The following is a 26402-nucleotide window of genomic DNA, read 5'->3' as shown; positions in this document are numbered from 1 at the left end:
ATTATGTATAAACAGATTAAATCAGTCGTAAAGAAGGTTATTCCTCAAGAGTTTCTATTTAGAAATGAGCTTCTTTTTAAAAAAATACTCCTTCCTTTTTATGCTGGAAAGAAATACCAGTGTACCATTTGCGAAAAGTCATGGAAGCGATTTATTACCTTACCCGACGATGATTTACTTTGCCCCTATTGTGGAAGTCGCAGTAGAACACGAAGACTTTTTAGAGTTTTGAGAAAAGAAAACGCCCTTCAGGGAAATGTACTTCATTTTTCACCTTCTCGTAGTTTGTTTAGAGTTTTTAAAAAAGATAACCGGTTCTCTTATTATAGCACCGATTTTGAAAATCAATTTTTAGCCGATTATCAATTGGATATCACCCAAATTGACATGGCAGACAATACATTTGACACCATTATTTGCTATCATATCTTAGAGCATATTGAGGAAGATACCAAAGCAATGAAAGAACTGAATCGGATTTTAAAGCCTAATGGGAAATGTTTTATACAAACCCCATTTAAGCTAGGAGAAATTTATGAAGATTACAGTATTAAAAATACACAAGAACGCTTAAAAGCTTTTGGACAAGAAGATCACGTACGCGTGTATTCTGAAAACGGACTTATAGAGCGATTGCAAAACAATGGCTTGCAAACTAAATCTTTGCACTTTAAAGAAGATACATTACCCCACGGTTTGCTAGCAGAAAGTATAATCATTGCAAGCTCAAAATAAAAAATCATGATTTCTGTACTCATCCCCACCTATAATTATCACATTTTCCCCTTAGTACAGAAAGTACACGAACTTCTTGTTGCCGAAAAAATTGATTTTGAAATCATGTGTTTTGACGATGCTTCGCCAGAAGATTCATTTATCGAGAAGAATGAAAAAATCAACAGCTTAGAAAAAGCTTCGTATAAAGTTTTACCTAAAAATATAGGCCGAAGTAAAATTCGGAATCTCTTAGCCGATACGGCAAATTTTGATTGGCTACTTTTTCTCGATGCTGATGTGATACCCATCAAAGATGATTTTATAAACAACTATCTTAAATTTATTTCTGAAGATCACGACATCATCTATGGAGGCATTAAATATGTCCCCAAAAAACCTGATGCTTCACAGCTTTTACGATGGCATTATGGAAACTTAAGAGAAGCCTTAGATACCGAAAAACGAAGCAGAAAACCATACGTATCCTTTCTTACACTTAATTTCTTAATACGAAAATCGGTGTTTGAAAAAGTTCGATTTAATGAAGATATTCCAAATTTAAGACACGAAGACACGCTTTTTTCTTACCAACTTCGGGAAGCAAAAGTGCCTATTTTACATATCGAAAATCCCGTATATCATTTGGGAATAGAAAGCAGTAAAGAGTTTTTAAAGAAATCTATAGAATCTGTGGAAGGCGCTTTGTATTTTAAAAAGCATGGGCTTATTGATCCCAACTACATCAAAATCTTATCTTTTCATCAAAAATTAAAAAAATCAAAACTAGATCGCGGAATTGTCTATTTACCCAAACGGACTTTACGCCGCATCGAAAGAAATCTATTGGGAGCAAAACCCTCGCTACGTCTTTTTGACTTGTATCGACTTTATCATTTAATTCAATTTGAGAAAGATGCCTAGATTTTCTGTCATTGTTCCGCTTTTCAACAAAGAAAATTATATAAAAGAGACCTTAGAATCTGTTTTACAACAAACCTACACTGATTTTGAAATAATTATAGTTGATGACGGCTCTACTGATAAAAGCGCGGCGATTGCCAAGGAGTTTCAAAACGACAGAATTAAGTATTTTTATCAAGAAAATCTGGGAGCATCGCAAGCTCGTAATAAGGCCATTATGTTAGCATCTGGCGAATATTTAGCATTATTAGATGCCGATGACCTCTGGTACCCAAATCACTTACAAGTAATTAAGAGATTAATTTTAAATTTTCCTAATGAAAAAATTTTTGCTACAGGCATCCATATTCAAGATCGTTATGGTGCCCATGCAGCAAAGTATGATTTAGTTAAACCAGGAGAGCAAGTATTAGATTTTTTTAAAAATAGTCTTGCAGCTCCAATTTTATCTGGGTCTACCACCGTATTTCACCATTCAATTCCCAAAGAAATAGGCTATTTTGACAAAGAGATTCTTAGCAATCAAGATACAGATTACTGGATACGTATAGGCTTGAAGCATAATATAGTTTTCACTCCTTCCCCAACAGCTACTTATGTTTATGCTCCTGAAAGTCTATCTAATGCAAGTTTTGATTTTAATCGTAAAACCGATTTTAGCAAGTTTGATCACATTGCAATAAACCACCCAGATCTAGCTCGTTTTATTAGTTACAATAGGCTGGCAGCATACCTTAATTGTGTGTTAGTTAAGGATAAAAAGAATGCTCAATTCCTAAAAAACAAAATAAATAAAAAATACCTAAACAAGCTTCAAAGATGGACACTCCATTTACCTAGTGCCGCTTTAAAGTTTTTAGTGATACTAAAAGAGAAGTTAAAAAGAATTGGCCTAAGACCTGTGTTATTCAAGAAGTAGAATTAACCCCTTAAAATACACATCCATTGTGGTTAGATTTCTTAGAGTAGGAAAATTGTAGGCATTTCGGGATTTTTTTTAATCATTATAATTCTAAGTCCATCTTGAAAAGCCGTTACGCGCATAGCTTAAATGTACTTTTACTTGTCAGAAGAGATTATACAACAAAGACAAATACATTGAAAATATTTTAAATTCAGTATTAAAAAAACATATTCATCTTTTGAAATCAGCTACGTCACCCTTTTTATTTCTTTAATCGCTTGATAACCTACCCTATATTTCTCAACAAAAGAAGAAGCCTTAATATGCTTCTTTCTGATTAAAAAGAACAAAAATTTTAGCATCCAAAGCAAGCTCCAGTTTCCATATTGCAAATATTTTGCAGCGGCACGAGCACGTATAAAATGATTAGAGCCAGGGTTTGAGGTAGAGCTCTCATCGGCGTGGCTTACGATAACTTTTGGAACATGAAAAATCTTTATTTGCTTAGAAAGAAGCTCCTTTAAAAATAACTCTTCCTCGCCAGATGGAAAATAAGAACCTAAACCAAACAGTTCATTAAAGAAAATTTTATTCTCTATTATAATTTTCTTTTTAAATGTCATTTCTATAGATGAAAGCGGTATTTCCTTTCGTACTGCCGTGATTTCTCTTTCTTTGTTATTGTATTTTTTATAAGGCTTTTCGCTAAAGTTTTTTGCCTGAAAAGAAATCAAGCCCGCCAAAGCATGTTTATTGTGTGCATCTACAACAGTTTTTGCAAAACCGTTTGTGTAAACAACATCATCGTCTGCCACTATACAGATAGACTTAACTGCATTTTTAATAGCCAGATTTCTACTTTTAGACAAGCCTCTATCTTCAGTATTTATAACCCGAATATTAAGAAAATCAGAACTTAATTGATGTTCTGCATCAGTTTGATTAATGATTAGAATATGATGTTTGTGTATATCATTATTTACAAACATGGCTTCTAGAAAAGCTAACGAGGTTCTTTTCATGGTAGAAATTAAAATCTCTACATCATCTATGGTATATGTTGTTATTTTTTCAGGATTATTCTTCATTAATTTCCCAATCAAATGTATCAAAATTAATTCCGTTTCCTATTACCCTTTCTTTAGGTTTAAAGTTTTTAGAAAATATACTTTTATCTAGTCTTCGTTCTTTGAAATCTATTTGAGACAAATCTGACAAACTATGTATAAAGTCATCTAACACATAGGCTCTGTTGGTGTCTAATGTGAGTTTACTATTTTCTATAAATTTTTCTGACCTCCACAAGATAAACGGAATTTCAAACATTCCTTTAGTAGGATTCTCATCTAAATGACCTGCAAAATCTCTTACTTCATACATTTCTTCTCCGTGATCTGCAAAATAGAAAACATAACTAGATTCTTTTTTTTTCTCAACTTTAGCTATGACCTGCTCTATAATATAATCGTTGTACAAAACGGCATTGTCATAATCGTTTCTTCTTGATATCGCTAAAGCGGAATTAAACTTAGTCTTAGGTTTTTCTGTAAATTTTTTAAAGCTTTCAGGAAAACGGTCTTTATATTTTAAATGGGTTCCTAAAATATGTAAAATAATAAATTTTTTAGGCGCAGGATCTTTTAACGCTTCATCCAAATAAGGCAACAAAACTTCATCGTATGGTGTAGAGGAACCTGCCATAGCAGAGTTGGTATATTTATAAACACTTGATGCTCTAGAGATTTTGGTTACCAAACTTTCAAAAGGACCAATAGGTCTTTGGTTAGAAAACCAAAAAGTTTTAAACCCTGCTTGATTCATTAATTGAACTAAAGAAGACTCATCCTCTTCTTTAAAATTATTTAAGGTAAGCGCTTCTTGTAGAGAACCAATGGTATACGCATGAGAACTTATTACATCCTTATAAATTAACAATTCTTCTTTACGCTTTTTTAAATTAGGTGTAGTTGGGCGGTAATAATCGTAAATCCCCAAATGGTTCTTATTTGTGGACTCCCCTATGATTAAAACATAGGTGGCTTGTTTGTTGTTTTTTTTATGCACTACATTGGTAAAACTGCCCGCTTTTGTATCGATATGAAATGCTTGCATCTTCTTTTGTTCTTCATAGTATTCGTAAGAAGCTTTAGCTACCAAATAAGGAAAATTAGGAACGATGAGCTTTGTTATTTTTAAAAATAGGAGAATGAAAATAAATATACATCCCAAAAAGAATTTGCTTCTTTGACGAGTAAAAGCGAAATAAAAAAAACTGTTCTTATTTCGGAAAAATAAAAAAGCGCAAATTAGTAAACTAACAAAGAATACTAGTATAGGAAAATCTACATAAAATTGTAAAAATTCTTTTGCCTCTGCGGTATTTGTTTCTAAGGCAATAAATATAGCCGATGCGCTAAATTGAGCTGTAAAAAGGCTATAAAAAGAGGTTTCTATAAACAAACATAATAAGAAAATTAGGTAATAAATTGATTGTAATATATATTGAACTTTTGCATTATTAAACCACGGGACAGTAATCAACATCACCGTAGCAAATAGTATATTTTCTATAAAATTTTCTAATCTTGAGAAATTAAATTCCGTGAAGAAAAATTCATAAAAAAAAGTTATTAATATAGGCAGCAACCAAATAAATATAAACTGATATTTTGCTTTCTTTTGATTCATCTTACAGTTTTGAGTGACTAAAAAGAGGTTTCCTAAAGATGGTTAAAACAAGTAAAAAGTATAAAAAATTTATAAGCGCGTGTGCATAAACAACTCCTTCTAAACCTAAAATACCTAAAAAATAGACACTAAAAGCATAAAAGCCTATGGCTATAAATAAATCGGTTGCAATAAATCTTTTCACTTGCCTCTTGGCATGCATTTGGTATACCATTACCAATGCTAAAATATAAAAAAAGTCCCCAATTAACTGACCTAAAAACAAATCTTGAACAGGTAAAAACTCTTCAGAATACACTACTCTAATAATGAAATTTCTAAATACATAAATCACGACTAAACCTACCGCATAAAAAGGGATAATCAATTTATAAAACTCTAATACGGTTTCTTTAAAGGTCTTTGTATGCTTTGCTGCAGATAGTTTTGGTAAAACATAAAGGTTAATGACAGAAACCATAAGAAGAATATAATGAGAAGACAATCTACTCATAGCTTCCCAGTAACCTGCATCGGTACTTGATAATGTTAACATAATTTCACGCCTAACGCCTAAGTAAACCAAAGGAAAGCTTATGCTAGAAATTAAAGTCATTAATCCATATTTAGATAAGCTAGAAATTATCTTTTTAGGAAAGTAAAAAAGTTTTAAGTTTTCAAATAAATAATAATAGGGCCTGGCATAAAAAAGGGTGATTATAAATTGGAGTGAAGAAAGCAAAATAACCGTTACAAAAGCACCTTCTAACCCTAGAAAATATAATAGTATAGAAAACAAGACCAGATTAGAAATACTAGTAATTATATTTATATAAATCACTTTCTTAAAATCTGACAGCCCTTGAAGAATAGACAAGATAAAAAGGTTAAGCGTATTTATAGGGAGGCTAATAGCTAATAAAGTAATTATCCAAGCATAACTATTAGTTTTAAAAATATAATGAGAAACCTCAGCGTTAAAAGCGAATATAAATACGCCTACAACTATGCTTACCAATAAGCCTAAGCTAAAAAATGTATTGGTTAATATTTGTAAAAACTTCTTTTTATCTTTGCCTTTTGCAATATGACTTACAACCCCTTTTTGTATTCCCGAAGAGGCTAAGGTATTAATTAAATTTTGCCCGTTTCTTAAGTTCCCTATTAGTGCAATCCCAACTGGACCTAAAAAATATGCGGTAAGTTTTGAAATGACCAACCCCGCCATCATTTTCATTAAAATAGCGCCACTATTAAGTGAAGTTACTTTTAATAAAGGGTTCTCTTTTATATAGTTTATAAACTTTGGGCGCATCCAAATGAATTAAGATACCTAAACAACTTTATTAATATAAGAGGTTTCATAAAAACTAATGCTCACTAAAAGAGTAAACCTTATTATAAATTGTTAAGACCACGAAGATACAATATTGAAGATAAATCTTTAGGGAAGCTCTTAAAAAAAGAAAAACCCTAAACTTGCGTTTAGGGTTCTGTGTCATATTCCGTAAAGAATTAGACAATCTTATTACGTTTACGCTCATTTTCTGTCAAGTAAATCTTTCTTAACCTTAAAAAGTGTGGCGTTACTTCTACGTATTCATCTTTTTGGATGTATTCTAAAGCTTCCTCCAAGCTAAATTTGATTGCAGGAACAATTTTCGCTTTATCATCTGCTCCAGAAGAACGTACGTTAGATAATTTCTTGGTTTTGGTAATATTCACCGCCATATCATCCTGACGAGAATTTTCTCCAATCACCTGACCTTCGTAGATATCTTCTCCTGGATCTACAAAGAACTTCCCTCTATCTTGTAACTTATCGATAGAATAAGGAATGGCAGAACCTTTTTCCATAGAAACTAAAGAACCATTTTGACGTTCTGGAATCCCTCCTTTTAAAGGTTGGTATTCTTTATAACGGTGTGCCATAATTGCTTCTCCTGCAGTAGCAGTTAACAATTGGTTACGTAAACCTATAATCCCTCTTGACGGAATCATAAACTCACAAACCATACGCTCACCTCTGGCTTCCATACTTAACATTTCTCCTTTTCGAAGGGTCACCATTTCTACCGCTTTTCCAGAAACTGCTTCTGGCAAATCGATGGTTAACTCTTCTATAGGCTCACATTTTACACCATCAATTTCTTTGATGATTACTTGTGGCTGACCAATTTGAAGCTCATAACCTTCTCTTCTCATGGTTTCAATTAACACAGATAAGTGAAGAACTCCACGCCCGTAAACCAAAAATTTATCGGCGCTATCGGTTTCTTGCACACGAAGTGCTAAGTTTTTCTCTAGCTCTTTATTTAAACGGTCTTTAATATGACGAGAAGTTACAAATTTACCATCTTTACCAAAGAAAGGAGAATCGTTAATGGTAAACAACATACTCATCGTAGGCTCATCGATAGCAATCGCTTTAAGTCCTTCAGGATTTTCAAAATCGGCTACGGTATCTCCAATTTCAAAACCTTCTAAGCCTACAATAGCACAAATATCGCCTGTTTCTACTTCTTCTACTTTTCTTCGGCCTAAACCTTCAAACGTATGAAGTTCTTTAATTTTACTTTTTACAATCTTACCATCTCTCTTTACCAAAGAAATTTGCATTCCTTCTTTAAGATGGCCTCTTTGTAAACGTCCAATAGCGATTCTTCCTGTAAATGAAGAATAGTCTAAAGAAGTAATTAACATTTGTGTATTCCCTTCAGGAATTGTTGGAGAAGGAATATGTTCCATCACCATATCCAATAAAGGCTCAATGTTTTCGGTTTCATTTCTCCAGTCCTCACTCATCCAGTTGTTCTTAGCAGAACCGTAAACAGAAGGAAAATCTAACTGCCACTCTTCTGCTCCTAACTCAAACATCAAGTCAAAAACTTTTTCGTGTACCTCATCTGGCGTACAGTTTTCTTTATCTACTTTATTGATCACCACGCAAGGTTTTAAACCTAAGTCAATCGCTTTTTGCAATACGAAACGCGTTTGTGGCATGGGACCTTCAAAAGCGTCTACTAAAAGTAGGACCCCATCGGCCATATTTAAAACACGCTCTACCTCTCCACCAAAATCGGCGTGACCAGGAGTATCAATAATATTAATTTTTGTATCCTTATAAACAACAGATACGTTCTTAGAAGTAATGGTAATCCCACGTTCCCTTTCTATATCGTTATTATCTAGAATTAGATCGCCTGTATTCTCGTTTTCACGGAATAAACGGCAGTGGTACATTATTTTGTCTACCAAGGTAGTTTTACCGTGGTCAACGTGTGCAATAATTGCAATATTTTTGATTGCTGTCATAAAAAGCCTTTTTTAAAGGCTGCAAATGTAGAGTTATTTTTTTTTATATATGGGTTTATTTTTACTTTTCTGAAACTATAACAGTTAATTCTTAGCATCCTGATAGTCAAAGCTTAGTCATTTGAATTTGAAGAAATAGTTTTTAAAAAAAATGGTGTCTTTAATCTCAACCAATTATTTTTATGATGATAAAAACTACATCTTTATTGTTCTTTTTTACAATCTCTACCAGTATTTCTTTCGCTCCAAGCACAATTCTTAATTCTTCTTTAAAATATATTTTAGAGACAGTGTTAGCAATAAAAACATCTTTTATTTGGGCACCAGTTTTTACGTTAGATATCCTGAAAATGTAGATGCTAATCTAGGGGAAGTAGATTGATATGGGCAACCCAAAAATGCTTTAAATGTGCGCTCCATCATAAGAACTCAAACCGAATACGAATGCGCTGTAGATCCCAATGAAGATCCGGTTTATTATACTGAATAAAGAGTTTAAAAAATAGATTTTAAATTTCCTGATTAGGTATTAAAAGGTTCGCCGAATGATTGCTACTTTTATCATTAGGATTACGAAATTGAAAGTAAAATGACGTTTAACGAAAGCATTAAAATCTATTTCTAGATAAATTTATCAAAAAAACCTTTTAAACTTACTCATTTAAAACTACTCCCTACAAAAACCTTAATAAAATGTTAATTTTAACAAAAATATTATATATTGGCGGTCATAAAACCAATTTACATTATCTATGAAAAAAATTACAGCAATGGTTGCATTACTTTTTTGTGTTAGTTTAGGCTTTGCGCAAAAGGAAAAAGTTAGAAACGGAAAGTTTAAAGCTCTTAAAGGAATTACAGCCTATAACCTAACCTTTACCTACGACAACGTAGAAATTCCAAAATTTGACTCTGAAAAAGAATTTCTCGATGAGAAAGTAAAAGAAAAAGAAGAAGATGAAGCGGGAGCCGGAATAGCGTGGAAAGAAGAATGGTTTTCTAACCGCCCCAATCACTTTGAACCAAAATTTATTGAATCTTTTAATAAGCGCTTTGACGATAATTTAGTTACGGTAAAAAAAGAAGCTCCAGAAAGAAAATATACCATCAATGTAGCCATTACCATGATGTATGACGGTTACAACGTAGGAGTTTGGAGAAAAGATGCAAAACTTGAATCTACCATTACCGTCTTTGAAACCAACAACCCTTCCAACATTTTACTAGAAGTAGATTACTCCAAAGTAAAAGGTAGAGGCGCAATGGGGTATGATTTTACCTCTGCACACCGCGTGACTGAAGCTTACGCCAAACTCGCCAAAGAGTTTGCTAAAAAAATAAGAAAGCGTGCCTTTTAAATTTTAAATTCAAAACTACCTCTAGCCGAAACCTTCATAATATGGTTTCGGCTATTTTATTTCCAAGCCTTTATGCATAAATTTGGTACCTTTACACTCTTAAATAAGAACTATGAAACTTGATTTAATTCCGCAGATAAAACACTTAGATTCAGATAACTTTTTTCTGCTTGCCGGTCCTTGCGCCATAGAAAGTGAAGATATGGCCCTTAGAATTGCCGAAAAAGTAATTACAATCACCGATAAGCTGGAAATTCCTTATGTTTTTAAAGGAAGCTTTAAAAAAGCCAACCGGAGTCGTATTGATAGTTTTACGGGAATTGGAGACGAGAAAGCCTTAAAAATTCTTCGTAAAGTTTCAGAAACCTTTAAAGTACCTACAGTAACCGATATTCACGAAGTAAGCGACGCTGCGATGGCGGCAGAATATGTAGACGTATTACAAATCCCAGCATTTTTGGTGCGTCAAACCGATTTGGTTGTCGCTGCCGCGGAAACAGGAAAAGTAGTCAACCTTAAGAAAGGTCAGTTTATGAGTCCAGAAAGCATGAAGCATGCGGTAACCAAAGTAACCGATTGCAACAATCCACAGGTGATGGTCACCGATCGCGGGACTATGTTTGGCTACCAGGATATGATTGTAGATTTTAGAGGAATTCCTACGATGCGCGAGTTTGCTCCTACAGTCTTAGATGTGACGCATTCTCTACAACAACCCAATCAAAGCAGCGGAGTGACAGGAGGAAGACCAGATATGATTGAAACTATCGCTCGTGCCGGAGTAGTAAATCATGTAGATGGTTTATTTATAGAAACACATTTTGACCCTGCTCATGCGAAAAGTGATGGCGCTAATATGCTGGATTTACAGCACCTAGAAAAGCTTCTTACCCATTTGGTAAGCATTAGAAAAACCATTAATAAATTCTAAATTAATTCCCTTTTAGTCATTACATAACAAGTCCGTAAAACTATTACGGACTTTTTTATTTACTTTAATAAAATAAAAAAAACGTACCTTTAACGATACAAAAATTAATTATTATGAAAATAAAAACCCTCTCGATACTCGCTAGTTCCGTTTTAATCCTAGCAAGTTGCCAAGAAGAAAAGAAAGAAGATAAAGACCAAGGAAAAGATATGGGTCAGCTTCATTTAGCCACCGAATATCCACAAGCCGGCGATGATCTTCAAATCAGTTATAGCAATGATGCCGAATCTGTAGATGCGCATTTCTACTACATGGTGAATGGAAAAATGTATCCTCAGGATCTTGACCTAGAAGACTCTTCGAATCTTTGGCAAACAACCATAAAAGTGCCAGATTCTGCGCAAGCCTTAGCTTTTAATTTTAAGAGTGAGGACGAATATGACAACAATGATAAAAAAGGTTACATCTTGCCTTTATACAATAAAGACAAAAAGCCTGTTGCCGGAAGTAACGCCAGCATGGGAATGTATTATGCCAATTTAGCACCCGAGTTTGGCGCAGAAATACCAGCAGATTCTTCTTTAGCTTTAATCGATACAGACCTTAAAGAGAATAAGGGTATCCAAAAAGACTGGGACAGAATGTATGTCTCTATGCTTGCCAATTCTAATGAAGATAAAGCTAAAGCTTACGCAAAAAAAAGAATGACTTCTTACGAAAAGAAAGAATTAACTGAAGACGAAAACACCACCTTATTAAGTTTTCATCAGGTTCTGGGAAACAAATCTAAAGTAGATTCTATTTCTAAGCTTATGGCTAGCAAATATCCTAAAGGAAGTGCTGCAAAAAGAACTTATGCCATGCGTGTTTATAAGGCTTCTTCTCTAGAAGACAAATTAAACGCTTTAGCAGATTACAATAAAAACGTAGGCGAAGATAGTTTTGAGAAGGATTTTATGTTAAGTAATATTGCAGAGGAGTACTTTAAAAAAGGTGATCAAGAGAAATTTAAAAAATATACCAATCAAATTTCGAACAGCACTCAAAAAGCAAGTAGCTACAATTCTGTTGCTTGGAATATGGCCGAAAAAGAGGAGAACTTAGATTTGGCAGCCGAATTGTCCAAAAAATCTCTAGATCTCATTAATAAAGAACAAAAAAGCTTTGAAGGGAAGACAGATTTTCAAACCAAAAAGCAATATTCTAAAAATCTAGATAGAACCTACGGAATGTATGCCGACACCTACGCATACATTTTATTTAAGCAAGGAAATACCGAAGAAGCGATTAAGTACCAAGCTCAGGCTGTAGGAGAAGGGAACGACGCCGAATTGAATGAACGCTATATCGAATATCTCGCTTCCGCGGAAGCAAACGATAAAGTGATCACTGAAGCTGAAAAATTTATCGCTAGCAACAACGCGACTCAAAAAGTAAAAGAAGCCTATAAAGCAGCTTTGCTAAATACTGATGTAGATGAAGCGGAAGCCGATAAGAAATTAAGCAGTCTTGAAGCTAAAGCTGACAAACTTCTTATGGCCAACATAAAGAAAGAAATGATCAATAAAGAAGCGGCAAGTTTCAATTTGAAAAATCTAGCTGGCAAAGAAGTGAGTCTAGAGAGTTTAAAAGGTAAAACTGTAGTCTTAGATTTTTGGGCTACATGGTGTGGTCCCTGTAAAGCTTCTTTCCCTGGAATGCAAAAAGCTGTAGACAAGTATAAAGACAATGAAAACGTAGAAATTCTATTTGTAAATACGATGGAAAGAGGGGATGAAGCTACTAGAACCAAAGGAGCAAAAGATTTTATAACCTCTAAGGCTTATAGTTTTGAAGTGCTTATGGATACTCCTGTTAAAGAAGGGTCGAGAAAATATAGTACTTCTTCTAGCTACGGTATTACGGGTATTCCTACAAAAATTATTATTGGTCCTAACGGGAAAATAAGGTTTAAGAAAGTAGGCTACAGTGGAAATAACGAACAAATGATTAAAGAGATTGATATGATGATTAAGCTTATTAATTCCTAAGCTCAATTCTTTCCATAAAAAAAGCCCAGATTTAAATCTGGGTTTTTTTTTATGGAATAGTCAGTTCAACATATAAGGGATAATGATCTGATGGGTACATTTCTCCATACTTATTTTGAAGCACTTCATAAGATTTTACTTTTATGTTTTCATTCACAAAAATATAATCAATTCTGTATTTATGCCTAGCCGTTCTATCATTAAAAAAATTAAAGGTTCCTAAAGGCCCTTTAGGAGAAGTCATACTTACAGTCTTGGTGTCTCTATAATGATCTTTAAACCAAAGAATAGGTTCTGTATTTTCTTTAGAATTAAAATCTCCTCCAATAATTACTGGATAGTTATTAATGTTTATTTTTTTTATCCATTCATCTAATAATTCAACTCCTTTTATTTTTGATTCTGAACCTTGTTGATCTAAATGGACATTAAAAACATAAAAATTGTCTTTAGTCACTCTATTCTCTAATAAAGCATACGTTATTATTCTTACCCTTGAAGCGTCCCACCCTTTAGATTCTAGTAAAGGGGTCTCGGAAACCCAAAAAGTTTCATCTTCTTTTAATTTAAATTTATTCCTGTTAAAAAAAATAGCATTGTAAGTTCCTAAGTACTCATCATCAATTCTAGGCTTCCCTACCACAGAGAAGTTTTTTAAATTAGATTGAATATAATCTATTTGATGCTTTAAAGGTTCCTGTAACAAATAAACATCTACTCCTTTTTCTTTCATTTGCTTAACTACATGACCTCCCCGCTTTGACCAGCTTTTAAGACCCTTATCACCAGTAGCCAACCTTATATTATAAGTCATTATGTCCAAGTTTTTCTCTTTTTCTTTGTTTTTTAGAGAAGCACAAGAAGACAGTATGACCAACAAAAGAAAATATAGACAGTTAAATTTCATTTACATAATCTTTTAAATAAGAATAACGTGAAGTAAGTTCTCCGTTAAAAGTCATTCTAGCACGATCTAAAATTCCTTTTTCATCATCGTTAAAGAAAGCGGGAATCACATGCTCTAAGAACATGTCTCCAAAACCTTCGCTAGCATCCTTTGGCAACTCACAAGGTAAGTTATCTACAGCCATAACCGTTATCGCGTTTTTTGCATCAAAAGCAACTTCCATTTCGGTTTGTGGATCATACCCATAAAAAGGGTCGGCGATGGTAGAAGGTTTTATGGTAGAAGCTACAGGACCGTCTATATCGCAACTTACATCTGCAATCAGGTTAATCTTAAATTCTTCTTGTTTTGCTTCCTCTCGAGTAAACAAGTAAGGCGCGCCATCTCCATAAAAGTGACCCGCGATAAAATAATCGGTTACTTTTGCAAAACGCATAAAATCAGATTCGTAAATTTCTGGATAATTGTAAAAATCGTATTTATCGAGTTGCTTCCCATCTTTTCTTTTGTTGTAGTCGAGCACCCCCAACATGGCATAAACGGGCTCATCAAAAATTTTGGTGAGGTAATCGTGAATACTTACTTTTTTAATGTGAAGGTGATCTAAAATCTCTTTAGCACCATATCCCACTTTTCCAGTTCCCGTCAAGGCTATTTTTATAGCAGGTATCTTTATTTGTTGAAGATTCTCTACCACCGCACCATAATCTGGCAAGCTTTCTACTTTAGGTAATTGAAAAAGTTTATCTCTAAGACCTAAGGCTCTAAATCCATTATAAGCTCCTACAATACCAGCATAGCGACCAAAGCCAATTAATCGACTATTTTTTTGATTGGTAATCACTTCATGATCATACAAGACTATATTTTTTTCTAAAATAGCTTGTAACAGTTCTCGGTTATAGGGTTGCTTTTTGATGGTGTGTGAGAAGAAGAAATATTTTTTATTCGGAATTAAAGCTTCTATAGGCACTTCTTTTACTCCTAGCAGTACATCACAGTCACTCAAATCTTCAGAGATTTCAAAACCTAGACGTTTATATTCTTCATCTGGAAATATTCTAATATCTGAGGGCTCTACGATTAATTCACAGTTGGGAAACTGCTTTTTGAGCAATGATAACTTTTGCGGTGAAAAAACTACTCTACGGTCTGGCGGTGTCTTTCTTTCTTTTATAATTCCTAACTTCATATAGTGGTACAGCTTTTGTATATAATAACAATACTAGGTTTGATGCGTAAATATATGATTTTATTGTATCTTTGTCTTCTTAACTTTATCTGAAAGTAGATATTTTGCGTTAGGGATAGGAGTGAAAATCCCGCAGGCCCATTTTTGGGACGAGGAATTGTAACGGATAGCCCGACATTTGTTTTTTTTACAAATGTAACGCCCAAACTACGAAGATAAATGTTCTTTGAAAAATGGGGTCGATTTGGTTTTGACAGCGAGTCTAATTGAATGGTAAGCACGTCGAGCGCTGGGATACAGCTCGTAAATATCATATTTCACACTTTTTTAAACGGCGAGAATAACTACGCCTTGGCTGCATAATCTGAATTATAGTAAGATTTGCTTAGTCCCTACTAGGTAGGGAACCAAGATGTCTCGTGGCAGCCTTGATTTACGGCGACCACACTTGAGGCACCGAAAAAGTAACTCTAGAAACAGCAGGGTCTTGATGCAGTTTCGAAACTTAAGCGAGAATAAGTATGTCGTTGGTGGCTTTCGGCCGGTGGCATATCGAAAACTAAACGAGAGATAAGCGCGTAGAAAGCTATTGAATTGCTTGTTTGCACGGGAGTTCGAGTCTCCCCGACTCCACGATACAGAACCTAACTACCTTATTGGCAAGTAGTTAGGTTTTTTGTTTAAAAACTAATGCACTTTTACCTCATTAGCTTTAATACCTCATTATTCTTCTAAATCCATATTAAAATCTTTACTTTTGGACCACGTTGAATCAATCTCAATTTAACGACTCTTTTAAGTATATGAAGTTAGTTATTGTATCTATTTTCTCTAAAAATGAGAACCCTATAGCCAAAAAATTTGGAGAGAGTATCATTCATCATTTTCAAAATGCAAGGAAACTAAATGAAATTGTTGTAATTACAAATTCAGACTTTCCCGTTTCTTTATCGGAAAAAAATTTAAAAATTATTCCTGATCATACTTTTGATAGCCTTAAAAATTCTTTAAAGGTCTTAAAAATCATTCGTAGAGAAAAACCTGATGCTATCTATTTCAACATTGATTTTTTAGATCAAAATATTAAAACCGGAATTTACTTTTTCAAGTTCTTAATCCCCATCTTCTTTTCATTTAAAAAAATACCTTCTATTTTGTTTCTTAATAACTACCGAGAAGAGTTAGACTTAAATCACGCAAAATTTTCTGGAGATTACTTTAATGCCAAGGGGTTTAAAATTAAGAAGTATATCCTATTTAAAATTTTGCCAAAAGTCAATTTAGTGAGCCTTCCTAACTCCAAAGACTTTAATAGCTTTCATAAAAATTATCCTAATTATCCTCTGAAACATTCTCCCTATGTGAGAACAGTAAGGTCTAGTTTACCTAATTTTCTTAATGATGAAAATGATCTTTTAAAAATCAATACTTATTTAGGAAATAAACCTCATCAAGAGCTTACCTTTTTAGTTCAGGCACTGAGTAATAGTAAGAATATAAACATTGAAATTGCTTTAAGTACTAATCCAGATACTTTTGTTTTGGAAAATTTCATCTCCGAAAATAACATCCCTCCAACTATCAAGATTGTCAATTATTTTAGCATTAACTATTTTGAATTTATAAAAAATGGTAAAATGGTATTGTTTCTAAATCCACTTGCTTTAAAAGATAAGGACCTATTGCTAAATGTAAGCCTCCTAGGAAAACCAATTCTTGCTCCTAATGAAAAAAATGCAAGCATCCAAATGCGAGAAGAAGGCTATAGTGCACATTATTATACCCCTAGAAATGAAAACTCTCTTTATAGAGGAATTTTCACTGTTTACAACAGTAAAAGCTACGGCTTCAAACTTGCCAAAAAGAATTATTCCATAGCATCACAAAATACACTAGACACCATCACCTCTTATTATATAGACTTATATACTAACTATAACAACAAGAAAAAAACCACTAGTTTAAATAATTCTAAAGTATAAACCCCCTAATTTCAACTTGGATTAAGAATATATTAAATTAATAGAAGCAAAAGATTTAACAGCAACAATAAAAGACAATCCTTTAATTACTAGCATAAAAATTCTACTTCTTATTAGATTCAAAAAATCCGATATTTAAATAAACCTCCACAATCGCGCCTCCTAATCCGTATCCTAAAATCACCCAGCCCCAAACACTCAGCATCTCTAAAAAGCTACGTTGCCGGTTTAACACCGGTAAAGCCAATACCAAAGTTTGTTCGGTAAACAGCGCCGACTTTCCCATAATCACCAAAACAAATCCTAAGGGGTAAGCCAGTCCAAAAAGTTTAAAAATCACCTGTTCGTCTACACTTCCATACAACGTACAAATAAGTAAGTAGCTAAAGCCAATTTCCAGACCGGCAATACAAGCGCTCAAAAACAAGGTGATTCTTTTAGTTTTAAAAACGGCTTCCCTCGTTAATAACCCGACTTAAAATCCTGGTATATTTTTTAGTTTCCTCTACCTCATTCGATTTTTTCTAGAGTTCTTTCTGATGTTTTTCTTCATTGGCCATAAGTACAAAATACTTTACGATACTAATTTATTTCGAGAATCGTTCTTGTCTATTGAGATTTTAGGAAAAACTTATCGTGTATTTCTTCCTACTCCACTTTTAGCGCGAAGAGAAATTAGCTTTATAGCTTTACAAAAGCATGGAGCAAAACAATTAAAACAACTTCGGAAGAAAAATTTAATTCTCCGCATTTAGGTTTTATATTTCTGATTTCTAACAATAAGTTTTTATATCTGTTTAGTGTCCAGTGTAATCAAATAATAGTGCTAATATCACGTCGAGCCTTTCGTCTTCCCGCCAGAATGAATTCTTTCGGGCTGGAGCTCTCCTGAAGCTTCGGGAGTGACAAAAACTAATTTTAGGAATGAAAGCCGATATACAATAATAAATTGCAATAGTTCTAAAAGTTAAATCAAAATAAAACAAAATAGCTAGACTAATTCGACTCTTCTTTCGTTTGTATCTTTTTGGGGATTAGCCAAATTGCAGCAAAAGTAAGTACCGCCAAAATCGCCATTCCGTAATAAATATGATGATTTGCCGTATTAATGGCTCCCTTTAAAAAAAATTTAGCTTCCGCAGACAAGCTCGGAGTTTGTAACATCTGCAAAATATTTCCATCTTGCTCAGGTAAATCAAATGGAGCTTCACTCACTTGTTGAGAAAAAGAGGCATTAAAAATAGCACCCACAATAGCCGCCCCTAAACTCTGACCCAAATTTCGGCCAAACATAGTGGCTCCAGTGACCACTCCGCGTTGATTCCAATCTACCATCGACTGTACTCCCACCAGAACCGGAGTAGAAATAAGTCCGAATCCCGCGCCTAAAATTACCTGATTGATCACCAGTAAATATACAGGCTGCGGATATGGAATCAACAAAAAGCTTATTGCTGCAAGAAACACTAAAACTGCCCCAATAATTGCTGTATTCCTAAACCCAATTCTTAAATATAACTTTCCTGAAAGTGCTGATGCCGTTGGCCAACCTATACTCATGCTTGCCAAAATTAATCCCGAAACCGTCACTCCAATTCCCAACGAGGCCTGCGTAAAAGTGGGCAGGTAGGTTTCTGGTCCCATAATAATGACGCCCATTCCCATCAAAGCTAAAATAGAACCCAAAAAGGGACGGTGTGTCCACAACCAAAGAGGCATTATGGGAGATTCCGCTCGGCGTTCTACATAGACACATAAACAAAGCAATGCCGCTACCAAACCAAACAAGCCTAAACTATAGAAAGAAAGCCAAGCCCAAGCTTGTCCGCCATTCAGTAAAAAAGTAATCAGCAAGGTAAGCGTGGTAAAAATGAGGAAAGCACCTAGATAATCGATCTTAGTTTTAATAACACTCACTTTCTCTTTTAAAAACATCATCAACAAAACAACAGAAACAAGTCCGATAGGAATATTGATTAGAAAAATCCACCGCCAGTTGACATACTCTACCATAGCTCCCCCCAAAGCCGGACCTATAATCGCCGAGATTCCCCAGATACTAGACAACCAACCTTGTATTTTAGAGCGTTCTTTTACCGTATAAATATCACCTGCAATGGTATTGACAATCGCCATAATAGAACCGGCACCTAACCCCTGCAAGCCTCGAAAAGCGATTAAAGACTCTATATTCCACGAAGCTCCGCAGGCCGCAGAACCCACTAGAAAAATAACAATTCCAATAAGAAGTATCTTTTTTCGACCATACATGTCGGCCATTTTTCCGTACACGGGAATACTGGCGGTTTGCGTAAGCAGGTAAATAGAAAATACCCAAGAGAATTTCTTAAACCCACCCAAGTCTCCAACGATTTGCGGAATAACGGTCGAAACAATGGCAATATCCATTGCGGCGAGAAACATCGTTAGCATCAAAGCAGCCAAAATCCAATTTCGCTTTAACGGAAGGGGAGAATTATTCATAGCCGGCGAAGGTAAACAAATAAGCAGAAAATGAGAATGCTATTTTAGGTTGCTAAGACTAAAAACAAGCTCCACAAAAGCTAAAAAAAATGAAAAATAAAAGAAGCCTGTAGAGCTAAGCAATTTCAGTTCTATATTTGCAAGATTCAAGAGAGTTTGGAGTAACCACTAAGCGATTTCAGAAACTACCCGTTGGAGTTTCATCGAATAGTGAGGACAGCTAATTTTCCTAAAATAATTGTATCATTGCTACCCGTAAAAAAGCCATATGTCCAACACTACGCTTACCATTGTTTTTTTAGTACTTTACATCATAGTCATTATTGGCGTGGGTATTTGGAACCGAAAAAGCAATACGAGTGAAGATTACTTCTTAGGTTCTCGAAAATTGCCCGCCTGGTTGTTAGCCATCACTTTTATTGCTTCTTGGTGGGGTGGCGGTTCAGCGATAGATTTAGTAGATCACGCTCATCAAAACGGACTTAGTTCTTTTTGGATTTACGGAGTTCCAGTACTTATCGCTACAGGATTGATGTATTTATTTGCTGGCGGAATTCGGAATATAAGGAGCATTTCCCAACCTCAGCTTATGCGGCAGCGCTATAATGACACCACTGCCTTGTTACTCACCATCTTTATCATTATTTTTATGGTGATTGCCGCTTCCATTCAAGTTATTGTTGTGGCAAAATTCTTTAAAGCTTATTTTGATATGAGCTATGAAGCTGGAGCGCTTTTAGGTACCGTTATCGTACTGGTATATTCGCTCTTCGGCGGATTTAAAGGTGTAGTCCTTACCGATTTTCTTCAATTTATATTCTTCTTGTTTACCGCAATCTTTTTGTTTTACATTACCTACGATCGGTCTGGCGGATGGGAAGCCGTGAAAAAAATAGCCGAAACCAATAACAAACCAGGTTATACTTCCTTTTTTAATCAGGTATCAGATAATCTAGCCTACGTGATCACCTTCGGAACTTCGTGGATGATCCAAGCCAATATTTGGCAGCGCATTTCGGCTGCAAAAAAGGCTAGTGACGCTAAGAAAATGATGCTCTTTAGTTTCTTCGCCTTCATTCCGCTTTACCTTATGGTTACTTATACGGGGATGTTTTCTTCAGTATTTTATGACAGCGTGCCCGAAAGCGGAATCGTTCCCCATATTTTAAGCAATTATAAAAGCCCTATCATTAGCGCGATTTTATTTGTGGGCTTAAGTTCTGCCATCATGTCTACCATGGATTCTTTGGTGAATACCGGTGCGCTTTCCTTAACGGTAGATGTGTATCAAAAATACATCAATCCCAACGCCAGTGATACTCGTCAAGTGAATGTAGGGAGAATTTCCACCTTTATTATTGGGGGTGCAGCCTTGTTTATTGCCTTAAAAATACAATCGGTACTCACCATCTCTTGGTTAGGATCAGATTTTCTAACCAGTGGTGCTTTTATCCCCTTAATTTTCGGCTTTCTGTGGGTTCGCGGAACCTCCACGGCGGCTAGTATTTCTATGTTTTTCGGATTGCTGTTTTCATCCTACAACTTAATGGTCGCTTTAGGTGCCGATTTACCCGTAGCTTGGGAAATTGCCTCTACCAAACAAGCCTTGATTGGAATTTCCATTTCGCTAGTTCTATATGTAGGCATTAGCCTTTTCACTAAAGATGATTACGCAAAAAATCGGGCTTTTATCAAGAAAGCCAATATTTTGAATAGGAAATAGTTTTTATTCTGGAAAAGAATACTAGACGAATGGACACCATTGCCTTAAAAATATATTTTTTGTTGCTCTGAGAAGTTTTTTGATTGAAAATAGATGAAAGTGATGTATTTTCATCATTTATTAAATTTAAAAACGATTTTAAACTACGCTTCGACAAGCTCAGCGTGACAAAATTACTTTTAAGTAGCAATTTCACTCAATCAAATTCTTTTCTAAAGATAGTCAATTTTGAAAACGGGTGTCAGTCTGAGCCTGTCGAAGACCCAGGCTTACCATATTCAGTATAATTTTTAGAAAATTTAACCAAATCGTCTCACTTTTCATCGATTAGGGCTTTCTTTTTTCTTCTGGTCCAGCCTTTAATCTGTTTTTCAATTTTTATAGCTTCTGAAGGATTGGTGCATTGAATATACCAGACTAATTTTAAAGGCCGCTTTTTATAGGTATAGCAACTTTTCTTTTTTCCTCCTTGATGTTCCGTCATTCTTCGATCAAGATCGTTAGTCATTCCTGTATAATAGCTATTATCAACACATAATAATATGTAAGTAAAATAGAATTTCATTTTTTTTAATTAAAGCATTTCGACTTCAAATAGCACTTGCACTTCGATCCTTCGGTAAACTCAGGACAGGCTAGGCTCAGTATGACAGTATGGGTTTCGATTGACATCCTTTAAGGTTTGAAAATTTCAAGTATAAAGATAGCCAATTCAGGAAACAAATGTCAGTCTGAGCCTGTCGAAGACCTCTTTCTTATCAAGCTCAGCGTGACAAAATTACTTTTAAGTAGCAATTTCACTCAATCAAATCCTTTTCTAAAGATAGTCAATTTTGAAAACGGGTGTCAGCCTGAGCCTGTCGAAGACCCTTACTGCTCCCCAGTTAATTCCTGATGGCGGCGCTTGGCCATGTTCATCAATTCTTACTGTTAATTTGGAATGTATTTCCTCCACAGGTTTGATTCCTGAAAAACCCAATAAATCATCGACCTCGTCTTCCAGCTTTCGTATTTTAGATTCTCGTTATTTCCAGAAATTGGGTTTGTTAATGGCAGCTTTTAGCAAGACAATCAATTCTTTTATTAAGGGCCTTAACTCCTCTTTTTCTTCTTCAGAAATCGAATCTTTAAAAGCATTATACACAATTAAATCATAAAATGGTAATTCTTGTTCGGCCAATCCTTGTTCATATTGATTTTTATATGTCTTCGAATGGCGTGCTCCATTTCGCTGGCTTTGGTCTTTGGGGTTTTGCTTATCTTGTTCATTTCGCCCATAAATTCATCATGCAATAAATTGATGAGTTCTACGCGGCTGTCGATGCCCAAGGTTTCCAGATAAGTATCAATTATCTTGCGCACTTTGGGTTTTACCAATTTTAAATCGAGCGTCACATCCTTATAGCAGTTACGGATGCGCACCAACAAATAGCCAAAGCGTTTTACCGGAATGTAATATTGATGCACCACTTCGGAATGAAACAGCAAACTCAGTTCAAAGAAAAGAATAATTCTAGAGAATTACGGACAGGTTTTTGCTCCAGATATCGATTACTTCAAGAAATACATTCAGCCTGAAATTATTTTAAATGCCTATAAAACAACTGAATTTGAGGTGGTGATAGGAAGTAGTATGGGAGCTTTAAATGCTTATATTACTTCAGAAACTATTGGCAGACCTGCATTGCTATTTAATCCGCCTTTATCTAGGTACAAAGAGGTTACTTTTACCACTTATTTTAAAAAAAGAGCGGCTCCAAAACAACTACTTTTAGGTGCAAAAGACGAGGTCGTGAATCCTATGGATACCTTCACTTTTTTAGCCGATCAATTAAAAAAAGCTCCGCTTCGGTTGAATGTAGCCCCACAATTAGAGCACCGCATTCCCGTTCCTGTTTTTAAGGCGCAACTCCATGAGTTTTTTGAGCAATTCCTTCCGGAAATAAATTAAGCCTGCTTGCGCATTTCTCCCAATTGGCGTTTTAAATCGAGCATAGATTCTTGGAGTTCCCGTAGAATTCCGCTTTCTGAACTCGCATCTAAATTGAACGTCAGTTTTGAATTGACTTGCCACAGCTCTTGAATCTCTGACACCTCTACTTCAAAAGGCTGATATTCGGTATTAAAAGAAACCAACTTCACTTTACTAGGATCGTTGAGTTTGTGTAATTTTTTCACCACAACCGTATCGTACATTACCACTACATACACTTTATGATCACTAGCATCAGATAAACTAGGAACGGCTTTCGCCAACACCCATTCTTCTGGCCTAAAATTAGGCAACATACTATCACCTTCAATTTGAAAACCGCGATAAGTAGCATTTCGGAACTGCGGTAAAGGCAAATCGAATGCTGGTAATTGCCTATACCATTCTACATCTTGCACATTGTGTGGATATCCTGCTGCCGCTTTTTGATTCACCATCACAATATTTTCTTGCTCTTCAGAATCGAGGGTAATTACCTTGGGCATGGTGTCTATCCTATGTAAGGGTAAGATTTTCTGATTGCTCTCTCCAAATAACCAAAGCGGATTGATTCCAAATTGCTTCAGCAGCTCGGTCACCACTACTCCACTGAGTTTGGTACGGCCGCGTTCAATGTCAGACGTAGAGGTTTTTATCTTTAATAATTCGGCAAACTCTGCTTGAGTCTGACCTTGTTCTTCCCTAATTTCTTTAAATCGACGTATTTCTAGTGGTAGTTCCATACTCAAAACTAATTAATATCTGGATATATTCCAACTTTAATTAGGTTTATTTCCAAATAAAAGGAAATACTCCTCGATTACGCATAAATCCCTAGCTTTCAAGCTTCGCTGAAAAGCTGTTCTTAAAAATTATGAAAGAAATAACATTGAAGAAAAATGACCCTAGTGACTTAGCGATTTTCGGTTAAATCCTCAAAAAAAATTCGTTTTACTTCGACATAGCTTGCCAAACGGCAAAGCTGGGCTAAACCCTCTAGAAGGATTAAAATCAACTCGGTTAGTTGAACTTATGACTTGGTTAAAGCTGATTAAATTACTTGTTCTCTAATGCTTAATATACCTAAAATTGGGTATTGTTTCGTCTGCTCTTTCCGGTTAATTTTACTTTTGAAATTTAATTTTTAAGCCTGTTTGTTATGAAACAATTTATACTTTTTTCCCTTGTATGTTTTTCTTTTTTAAGTCTTAGCGCACAAAATACTTATGTCCCCGATGATAATTTTGAACAAAAACTCATAGACCTAGGGCTTGATGATACTTTAGATAATTATGTACTTACCGCCAATATTGAGAATGTTACTAATTTATTTATCCCCAATTTAGATATAGAAGACCTAACAGGTATTGAAGACTTTACGGTTCTAGAAACCTTAACCTGCTATAACAATCAACTTACCAATTTAAATCTAGACCAAAATATAGCTTTAAGCGTTGTGCGTTGCTATAGTAACCAACTTACAGAGTTAAGCTTAACAGGGTTAATGTATTTAACAGAACTACGTTGCCAAAACAACCAACTTACCAGCTTAGATATAAGCAGTAACCTTAACCTTTCTACATTGTACGCTACAGCTAATCCTAACCTCTCTTGCATACAGGTAGCCAATATAGCGCAAGTAGAGAACAGTTGGAACAGCCTTAACCCTAATATACTTTTTAACGAAAATTGCGCCAATCCAGATGTTTCTACACAAGAACGCAATGCACTTATTGCTTTTTACAATGCAACTGGAGGTACTAACTGGACTAATATTACCAATTGGACTACCACCACACCCGTTACTGAATGGTATGGTGTTACTGTAGAAGAAATTAGTGGCTTTTTAAGAATAACAGAAATTAATTTGTCGAATAACAATCTTACTGGCAATTTGCCCGACCTTGTTGATTTACCTGAACTACGCAGGTTGTACCTTGCAAATAATAACCTTACAGGTGGAGTTGTACTAAGCAATGACCATTTGCAAGAACTTCATCTCAATAATACCAATATAAGCAGTCTCAACTTAGTCAATGATCTTTGGAACACTAATGTGACCAATGGACAACTGAACTTTAGACACGCACCGAATTTGGTTTGTGTCACGGTACCCACTAGTAATCTTGCCACTATTCGTAATTTGCCATTAGAATATTTTGACTACGGCCTTGTTATATCAGACGATTGTAGCAACCCTGTTCCCGTAGCTCCTGCTGAAAAAATTGCATTTTATGAAATATATGATGTTACCAATGGTCCTAACTGGAATGTAAAATATAATGATATGTTCCCTGATCTCAATAGTAACAATACCGGGTTTGTCTATACTGAAACCAGCGGTTACCGTCATGCTATTGGTATGGATTTGCACGGTTTTGGATTGAATGGAGAAATACCTGCTAACCTCGAAACTTTTTCAAATTTAGAAAGCTTAAACCTAAGTAACAATAATGGACTTACCGCTTTACCTCCAGAACTAGGAAATCTTACCAATCTTACTGATTTGAGGTTTAACAATTGTAGCATAGAGGTCGTTCCTATAACTATAGAAAATCTCACCAATCTCAACTATTTACAATTTAATAATAACGATATAACGCTGCTGCCTGAACAAATAGGAACACTTATTAATCTAGAGGCCTTAGTAGCAAGTCCCAATCCTTTTCCTAGCATCCCTGTAGAAATAGGCAATCTCGTTAATTTAGAATATTTAGACCTCTCGGGAAGTTTAATCACCAATATTCCAGTAGCTATTGGTGGGTTGGATAACCTGACAGAACTTTACCTTGATGACAATGAGATAGAACTTATCCCTGAAAATAGCATAGGCAACTTGACTACCCTAACAACCCTTAGACTTGATAATAATAATATAACTGAACTCCCTGAAGATATAGGGAATTTGGTTGATTTGACACAATTAACATTGAACTACAATGAATTAACGACTTTGCCCAGTGGTATAGGAAACTTAATAAACCTTGTTCAACTGACTTTACAGAATAACTTATTAGAAACCTTGCCCGAAAGTTTTGGTAATTTAAACCTGTTGACTAATCTTGACTTTTCAGGAGGGAATAAGCTTGCTGGGTTGCCTGAAAGTTTTGGAAACCTTAGTAACCTCTCGGTGCTAAATCTCTATAATAACCAACTGGAAAGCCTGCCCGAGAGTTTTGGTAATCTCTCTGCATTAACGGAGCTTAACCTTGCCAACCAATATTATTACGAAAGCGGCACGGGCACCGTTTATACCTTGACCACCTTGCCCGAAAGCTTCAATGACCTAACCACCTTAA

General features: G+C 35.0%; 22 protein-coding genes and 1 other RNA gene. 11 read left to right on the top strand and 12 right to left on the bottom strand.

Going from position 1 to position 26402, the window contains the following annotated elements; translation table 11 throughout:
• The first annotated feature begins 3 nt into the window (after positions 1-3).
• The 3 genes from RBU60_RS00785 to RBU60_RS00775 are packed head-to-tail and all read left to right on the top strand — an operon-like array spanning position 4 to position 2557.
• Positions 4-735: a class I SAM-dependent methyltransferase gene (locus RBU60_RS00785; protein WP_308862706.1), complete on the top strand. Its 732-nt coding sequence runs from the start codon at positions 4-6 to the stop codon at positions 733-735.
• 6 nt (positions 736-741) lie between these two features.
• Positions 742-1638, top strand: coding sequence for a glycosyltransferase family 2 protein (locus RBU60_RS00780; protein ID WP_308862705.1), 897 nt, complete (start codon positions 742-744; stop codon positions 1636-1638).
• Positions 1631-2557 carry a glycosyltransferase gene (locus RBU60_RS00775; RefSeq protein WP_308862704.1) on the top strand — a complete coding sequence of 309 codons (927 nt, stop codon included), beginning with the start codon at positions 1631-1633 and terminating at the stop codon, positions 2555-2557. The genes RBU60_RS00780 and RBU60_RS00775 overlap by 8 nt, the downstream gene beginning before the upstream one ends.
• A 233-nt stretch (positions 2558-2790) precedes the next feature.
• Here the strand turns inward: RBU60_RS00775 and RBU60_RS00770 are convergent, their stop codons facing one another.
• The 4 genes from RBU60_RS00770 to typA all read right to left on the bottom strand — a co-directional run bounded on the left by RBU60_RS00770 (position 2791) and on the right by typA (position 8524).
• Positions 2791-3531: a glycosyltransferase family A protein gene (locus RBU60_RS00770; RefSeq protein ID WP_308862703.1), complete on the bottom strand. Its 741-nt coding sequence runs from the start codon at positions 3529-3531 to the stop codon at positions 2791-2793.
• A gap of 88 nt (positions 3532-3619) precedes the next feature.
• Complete coding sequence (locus tag RBU60_RS00765) at positions 3620-4771, bottom strand: sulfatase-like hydrolase/transferase (RefSeq protein WP_308862702.1); 1152 nt, start codon at positions 4769-4771, stop codon at positions 3620-3622.
• Positions 4772-5231: 460 nt separating this feature from the next.
• Positions 5232-6524, bottom strand: a complete 1293-nt coding sequence (locus RBU60_RS00760; protein WP_308862701.1) for an O-antigen translocase — start codon at positions 6522-6524, stop codon at positions 5232-5234.
• 200 nt (positions 6525-6724) lie between these two features.
• A complete protein-coding gene (gene typA / locus RBU60_RS00755; protein ID WP_308862700.1) occupies positions 6725-8524 on the bottom strand; it encodes a translational GTPase TypA in 1800 nt (599 codons plus the stop codon).
• A 752-nt stretch (positions 8525-9276) separates the two neighbouring features.
• On the opposite strand from typA, the gene RBU60_RS00750 reads away from it, so the two are divergent.
• The 3 genes from RBU60_RS00750 to RBU60_RS00740 all read left to right on the top strand — a co-directional run bounded on the left by RBU60_RS00750 (position 9277) and on the right by RBU60_RS00740 (position 12843).
• Complete coding sequence (locus RBU60_RS00750; RefSeq protein ID WP_308862699.1) at positions 9277-9882, top strand: hypothetical protein; 606 nt, start codon at positions 9277-9279, stop codon at positions 9880-9882.
• Positions 9883-9994: 112 nt separating this feature from the next.
• Positions 9995-10813 carry a 3-deoxy-8-phosphooctulonate synthase gene (gene kdsA / locus RBU60_RS00745; protein ID WP_308862698.1) on the top strand — a complete coding sequence of 273 codons (819 nt, stop codon included), beginning with the start codon at positions 9995-9997 and terminating at the stop codon, positions 10811-10813.
• 113 nt (positions 10814-10926) lie between these two features.
• Complete coding sequence (locus tag RBU60_RS00740) at positions 10927-12843, top strand: TlpA family protein disulfide reductase (RefSeq protein WP_308862697.1); 1917 nt, start codon at positions 10927-10929, stop codon at positions 12841-12843.
• A 49-nt stretch (positions 12844-12892) separates the two neighbouring features.
• Here the strand turns inward: RBU60_RS00740 and RBU60_RS00735 are convergent, their stop codons facing one another.
• Together RBU60_RS00735 and RBU60_RS00730 are read right to left on the bottom strand one after the other, a co-directional pair.
• A complete protein-coding gene (locus RBU60_RS00735) occupies positions 12893-13657 on the bottom strand; it encodes an endonuclease/exonuclease/phosphatase family protein (protein WP_308862696.1) in 765 nt (254 codons plus the stop codon).
• A gap of 82 nt (positions 13658-13739) precedes the next feature.
• Entirely contained in the window at positions 13740-14942 is a 1203-nt protein-coding gene (locus RBU60_RS00730; RefSeq protein WP_308862694.1) for an NAD(P)-dependent oxidoreductase, read from the bottom strand.
• Between the two features lie 235 nt (positions 14943-15177).
• On the opposite strand from RBU60_RS00730, the gene ssrA reads away from it, so the two are divergent.
• Positions 15178-15578, top strand: a transfer-messenger RNA (tmRNA) gene (gene ssrA, locus RBU60_RS00725).
• Between the two features lie 167 nt (positions 15579-15745).
• Complete coding sequence (locus RBU60_RS00720) at positions 15746-16924, top strand: glycosyltransferase family protein (RefSeq protein WP_308862693.1); 1179 nt, start codon at positions 15746-15748, stop codon at positions 16922-16924.
• 103 nt (positions 16925-17027) lie between these two features.
• On the opposite strand, the gene RBU60_RS00715 is transcribed toward RBU60_RS00720, so the two are convergent.
• Entirely contained in the window at positions 17028-17351 is a 324-nt protein-coding gene (locus RBU60_RS00715; protein ID WP_328517249.1) for a formate/nitrite transporter family protein, read from the bottom strand.
• Positions 17352-17920: 569 nt separating this feature from the next.
• Positions 17921-19408 carry an MDR family MFS transporter gene (locus RBU60_RS00710; protein WP_308862692.1) on the bottom strand — a complete coding sequence of 496 codons (1488 nt, stop codon included), beginning with the start codon at positions 19406-19408 and terminating at the stop codon, positions 17921-17923.
• Positions 19409-19676: 268 nt separating this feature from the next.
• On the opposite strand from RBU60_RS00710, the gene RBU60_RS00705 reads away from it, so the two are divergent.
• Positions 19677-21131 (top strand): sodium:solute symporter family protein, encoded by a 1455-nt coding sequence (locus RBU60_RS00705; protein ID WP_308862691.1) that lies wholly within the window; start codon positions 19677-19679, stop codon positions 21129-21131.
• 313 nt (positions 21132-21444) lie between these two features.
• Here RBU60_RS00705 and RBU60_RS00700 read toward each other — a convergent pair whose 3' ends face one another.
• From RBU60_RS00700 to RBU60_RS00690, 3 genes are all read right to left on the bottom strand, one after another.
• Entirely contained in the window at positions 21445-21696 is a 252-nt protein-coding gene (locus RBU60_RS00700) for a GIY-YIG nuclease family protein (protein WP_308862690.1), read from the bottom strand.
• Between the two features lie 459 nt (positions 21697-22155).
• Positions 22156-22311, bottom strand: a complete 156-nt coding sequence (locus tag RBU60_RS00695) for a hypothetical protein (RefSeq protein WP_308862688.1) — start codon at positions 22309-22311, stop codon at positions 22156-22158.
• On the bottom strand, positions 22278-22619 hold the full coding sequence (locus RBU60_RS00690) for a hypothetical protein (RefSeq protein WP_308862687.1): 342 nt from the start codon (positions 22617-22619) through the stop codon (positions 22278-22280). Before RBU60_RS00690 ends, RBU60_RS00695 begins: the two co-directional genes overlap by 34 nt.
• A gap of 127 nt (positions 22620-22746) precedes the next feature.
• Between RBU60_RS00690 and RBU60_RS00685 the strand changes: the two genes are divergently transcribed.
• Entirely contained in the window at positions 22747-23082 is a 336-nt protein-coding gene (locus RBU60_RS00685; protein WP_308862686.1) for a hypothetical protein, read from the top strand.
• On the opposite strand, the gene RBU60_RS00680 is transcribed toward RBU60_RS00685, so the two are convergent.
• Positions 23079-23846 carry a LexA family transcriptional regulator gene (locus RBU60_RS00680; RefSeq protein WP_308862685.1) on the bottom strand — a complete coding sequence of 256 codons (768 nt, stop codon included), beginning with the start codon at positions 23844-23846 and terminating at the stop codon, positions 23079-23081. The two genes, RBU60_RS00685 and RBU60_RS00680, sit on opposite strands and share 4 nt — an antisense overlap.
• A gap of 416 nt (positions 23847-24262) precedes the next feature.
• On the opposite strand from RBU60_RS00680, the gene RBU60_RS00675 reads away from it, so the two are divergent.
• Positions 24263-26402: leucine-rich repeat domain-containing protein (locus RBU60_RS00675; protein ID WP_308862684.1), on the top strand; the 2140-nt coding region annotated here is incomplete at its 3' end.

The organism is Mesonia profundi (assembly GCF_031085155.1).
GTDB lineage: Bacteria > Bacteroidota > Bacteroidia > Flavobacteriales > Flavobacteriaceae > Mesonia > Mesonia profundi.
Note: the sequence above shows the minus strand (reverse complement) of the source record. Positions and strands in the feature narration are given on the sequence as shown.

Bases quoted from the DNA above. Each gene is read 5' to 3' on its own strand.
- RBU60_RS00785 (WP_308862706.1), top strand. From the start codon at position 4: ATGTATAAACAGATTAAATCAGTCGTAAAGAAGGTTATTCCTCAAGAG.
- RBU60_RS00780 (WP_308862705.1), top strand. From the start codon at position 742: ATGATTTCTGTACTCATCCCCACCTATAATTATCACATTTTCCCCTTA.
- RBU60_RS00775 (WP_308862704.1), top strand. From the start codon at position 1,631: ATGCCTAGATTTTCTGTCATTGTTCCGCTTTTCAACAAAGAAAATTAT.
- RBU60_RS00770 (WP_308862703.1), bottom strand. From the start codon at position 3,531: ATGTTTGTAAATAATGATATACACAAACATCATATTCTAATCATTAAT.
- RBU60_RS00760 (WP_308862701.1), bottom strand. From the start codon at position 6,524: ATGCGCCCAAAGTTTATAAACTATATAAAAGAGAACCCTTTATTAAAA.
- typA (WP_308862700.1), bottom strand. From the start codon at position 8,524: ATGACAGCAATCAAAAATATTGCAATTATTGCACACGTTGACCACGGT.
- RBU60_RS00750 (WP_308862699.1), top strand. From the start codon at position 9,277: ATGAAAAAAATTACAGCAATGGTTGCATTACTTTTTTGTGTTAGTTTA.
- kdsA (WP_308862698.1), top strand. From the start codon at position 9,995: ATGAAACTTGATTTAATTCCGCAGATAAAACACTTAGATTCAGATAAC.
- RBU60_RS00740 (WP_308862697.1), top strand. From the start codon at position 10,927: ATGAAAATAAAAACCCTCTCGATACTCGCTAGTTCCGTTTTAATCCTA.
- RBU60_RS00735 (WP_308862696.1), bottom strand. From the start codon at position 13,657: ATGACTTATAATATAAGGTTGGCTACTGGTGATAAGGGTCTTAAAAGC.
- RBU60_RS00730 (WP_308862694.1), bottom strand. From the start codon at position 14,942: ATGAAGTTAGGAATTATAAAAGAAAGAAAGACACCGCCAGACCGTAGA.
- RBU60_RS00720 (WP_308862693.1), top strand. From the start codon at position 15,746: ATGAAGTTAGTTATTGTATCTATTTTCTCTAAAAATGAGAACCCTATA.
- RBU60_RS00710 (WP_308862692.1), bottom strand. From the start codon at position 19,408: ATGAATAATTCTCCCCTTCCGTTAAAGCGAAATTGGATTTTGGCTGCT.
- RBU60_RS00705 (WP_308862691.1), top strand. From the start codon at position 19,677: ATGTCCAACACTACGCTTACCATTGTTTTTTTAGTACTTTACATCATA.
- RBU60_RS00700 (WP_308862690.1), bottom strand. From the start codon at position 21,696: ATGAAATTCTATTTTACTTACATATTATTATGTGTTGATAATAGCTAT.
- RBU60_RS00680 (WP_308862685.1), bottom strand. From the start codon at position 23,846: ATGGAACTACCACTAGAAATACGTCGATTTAAAGAAATTAGGGAAGAA.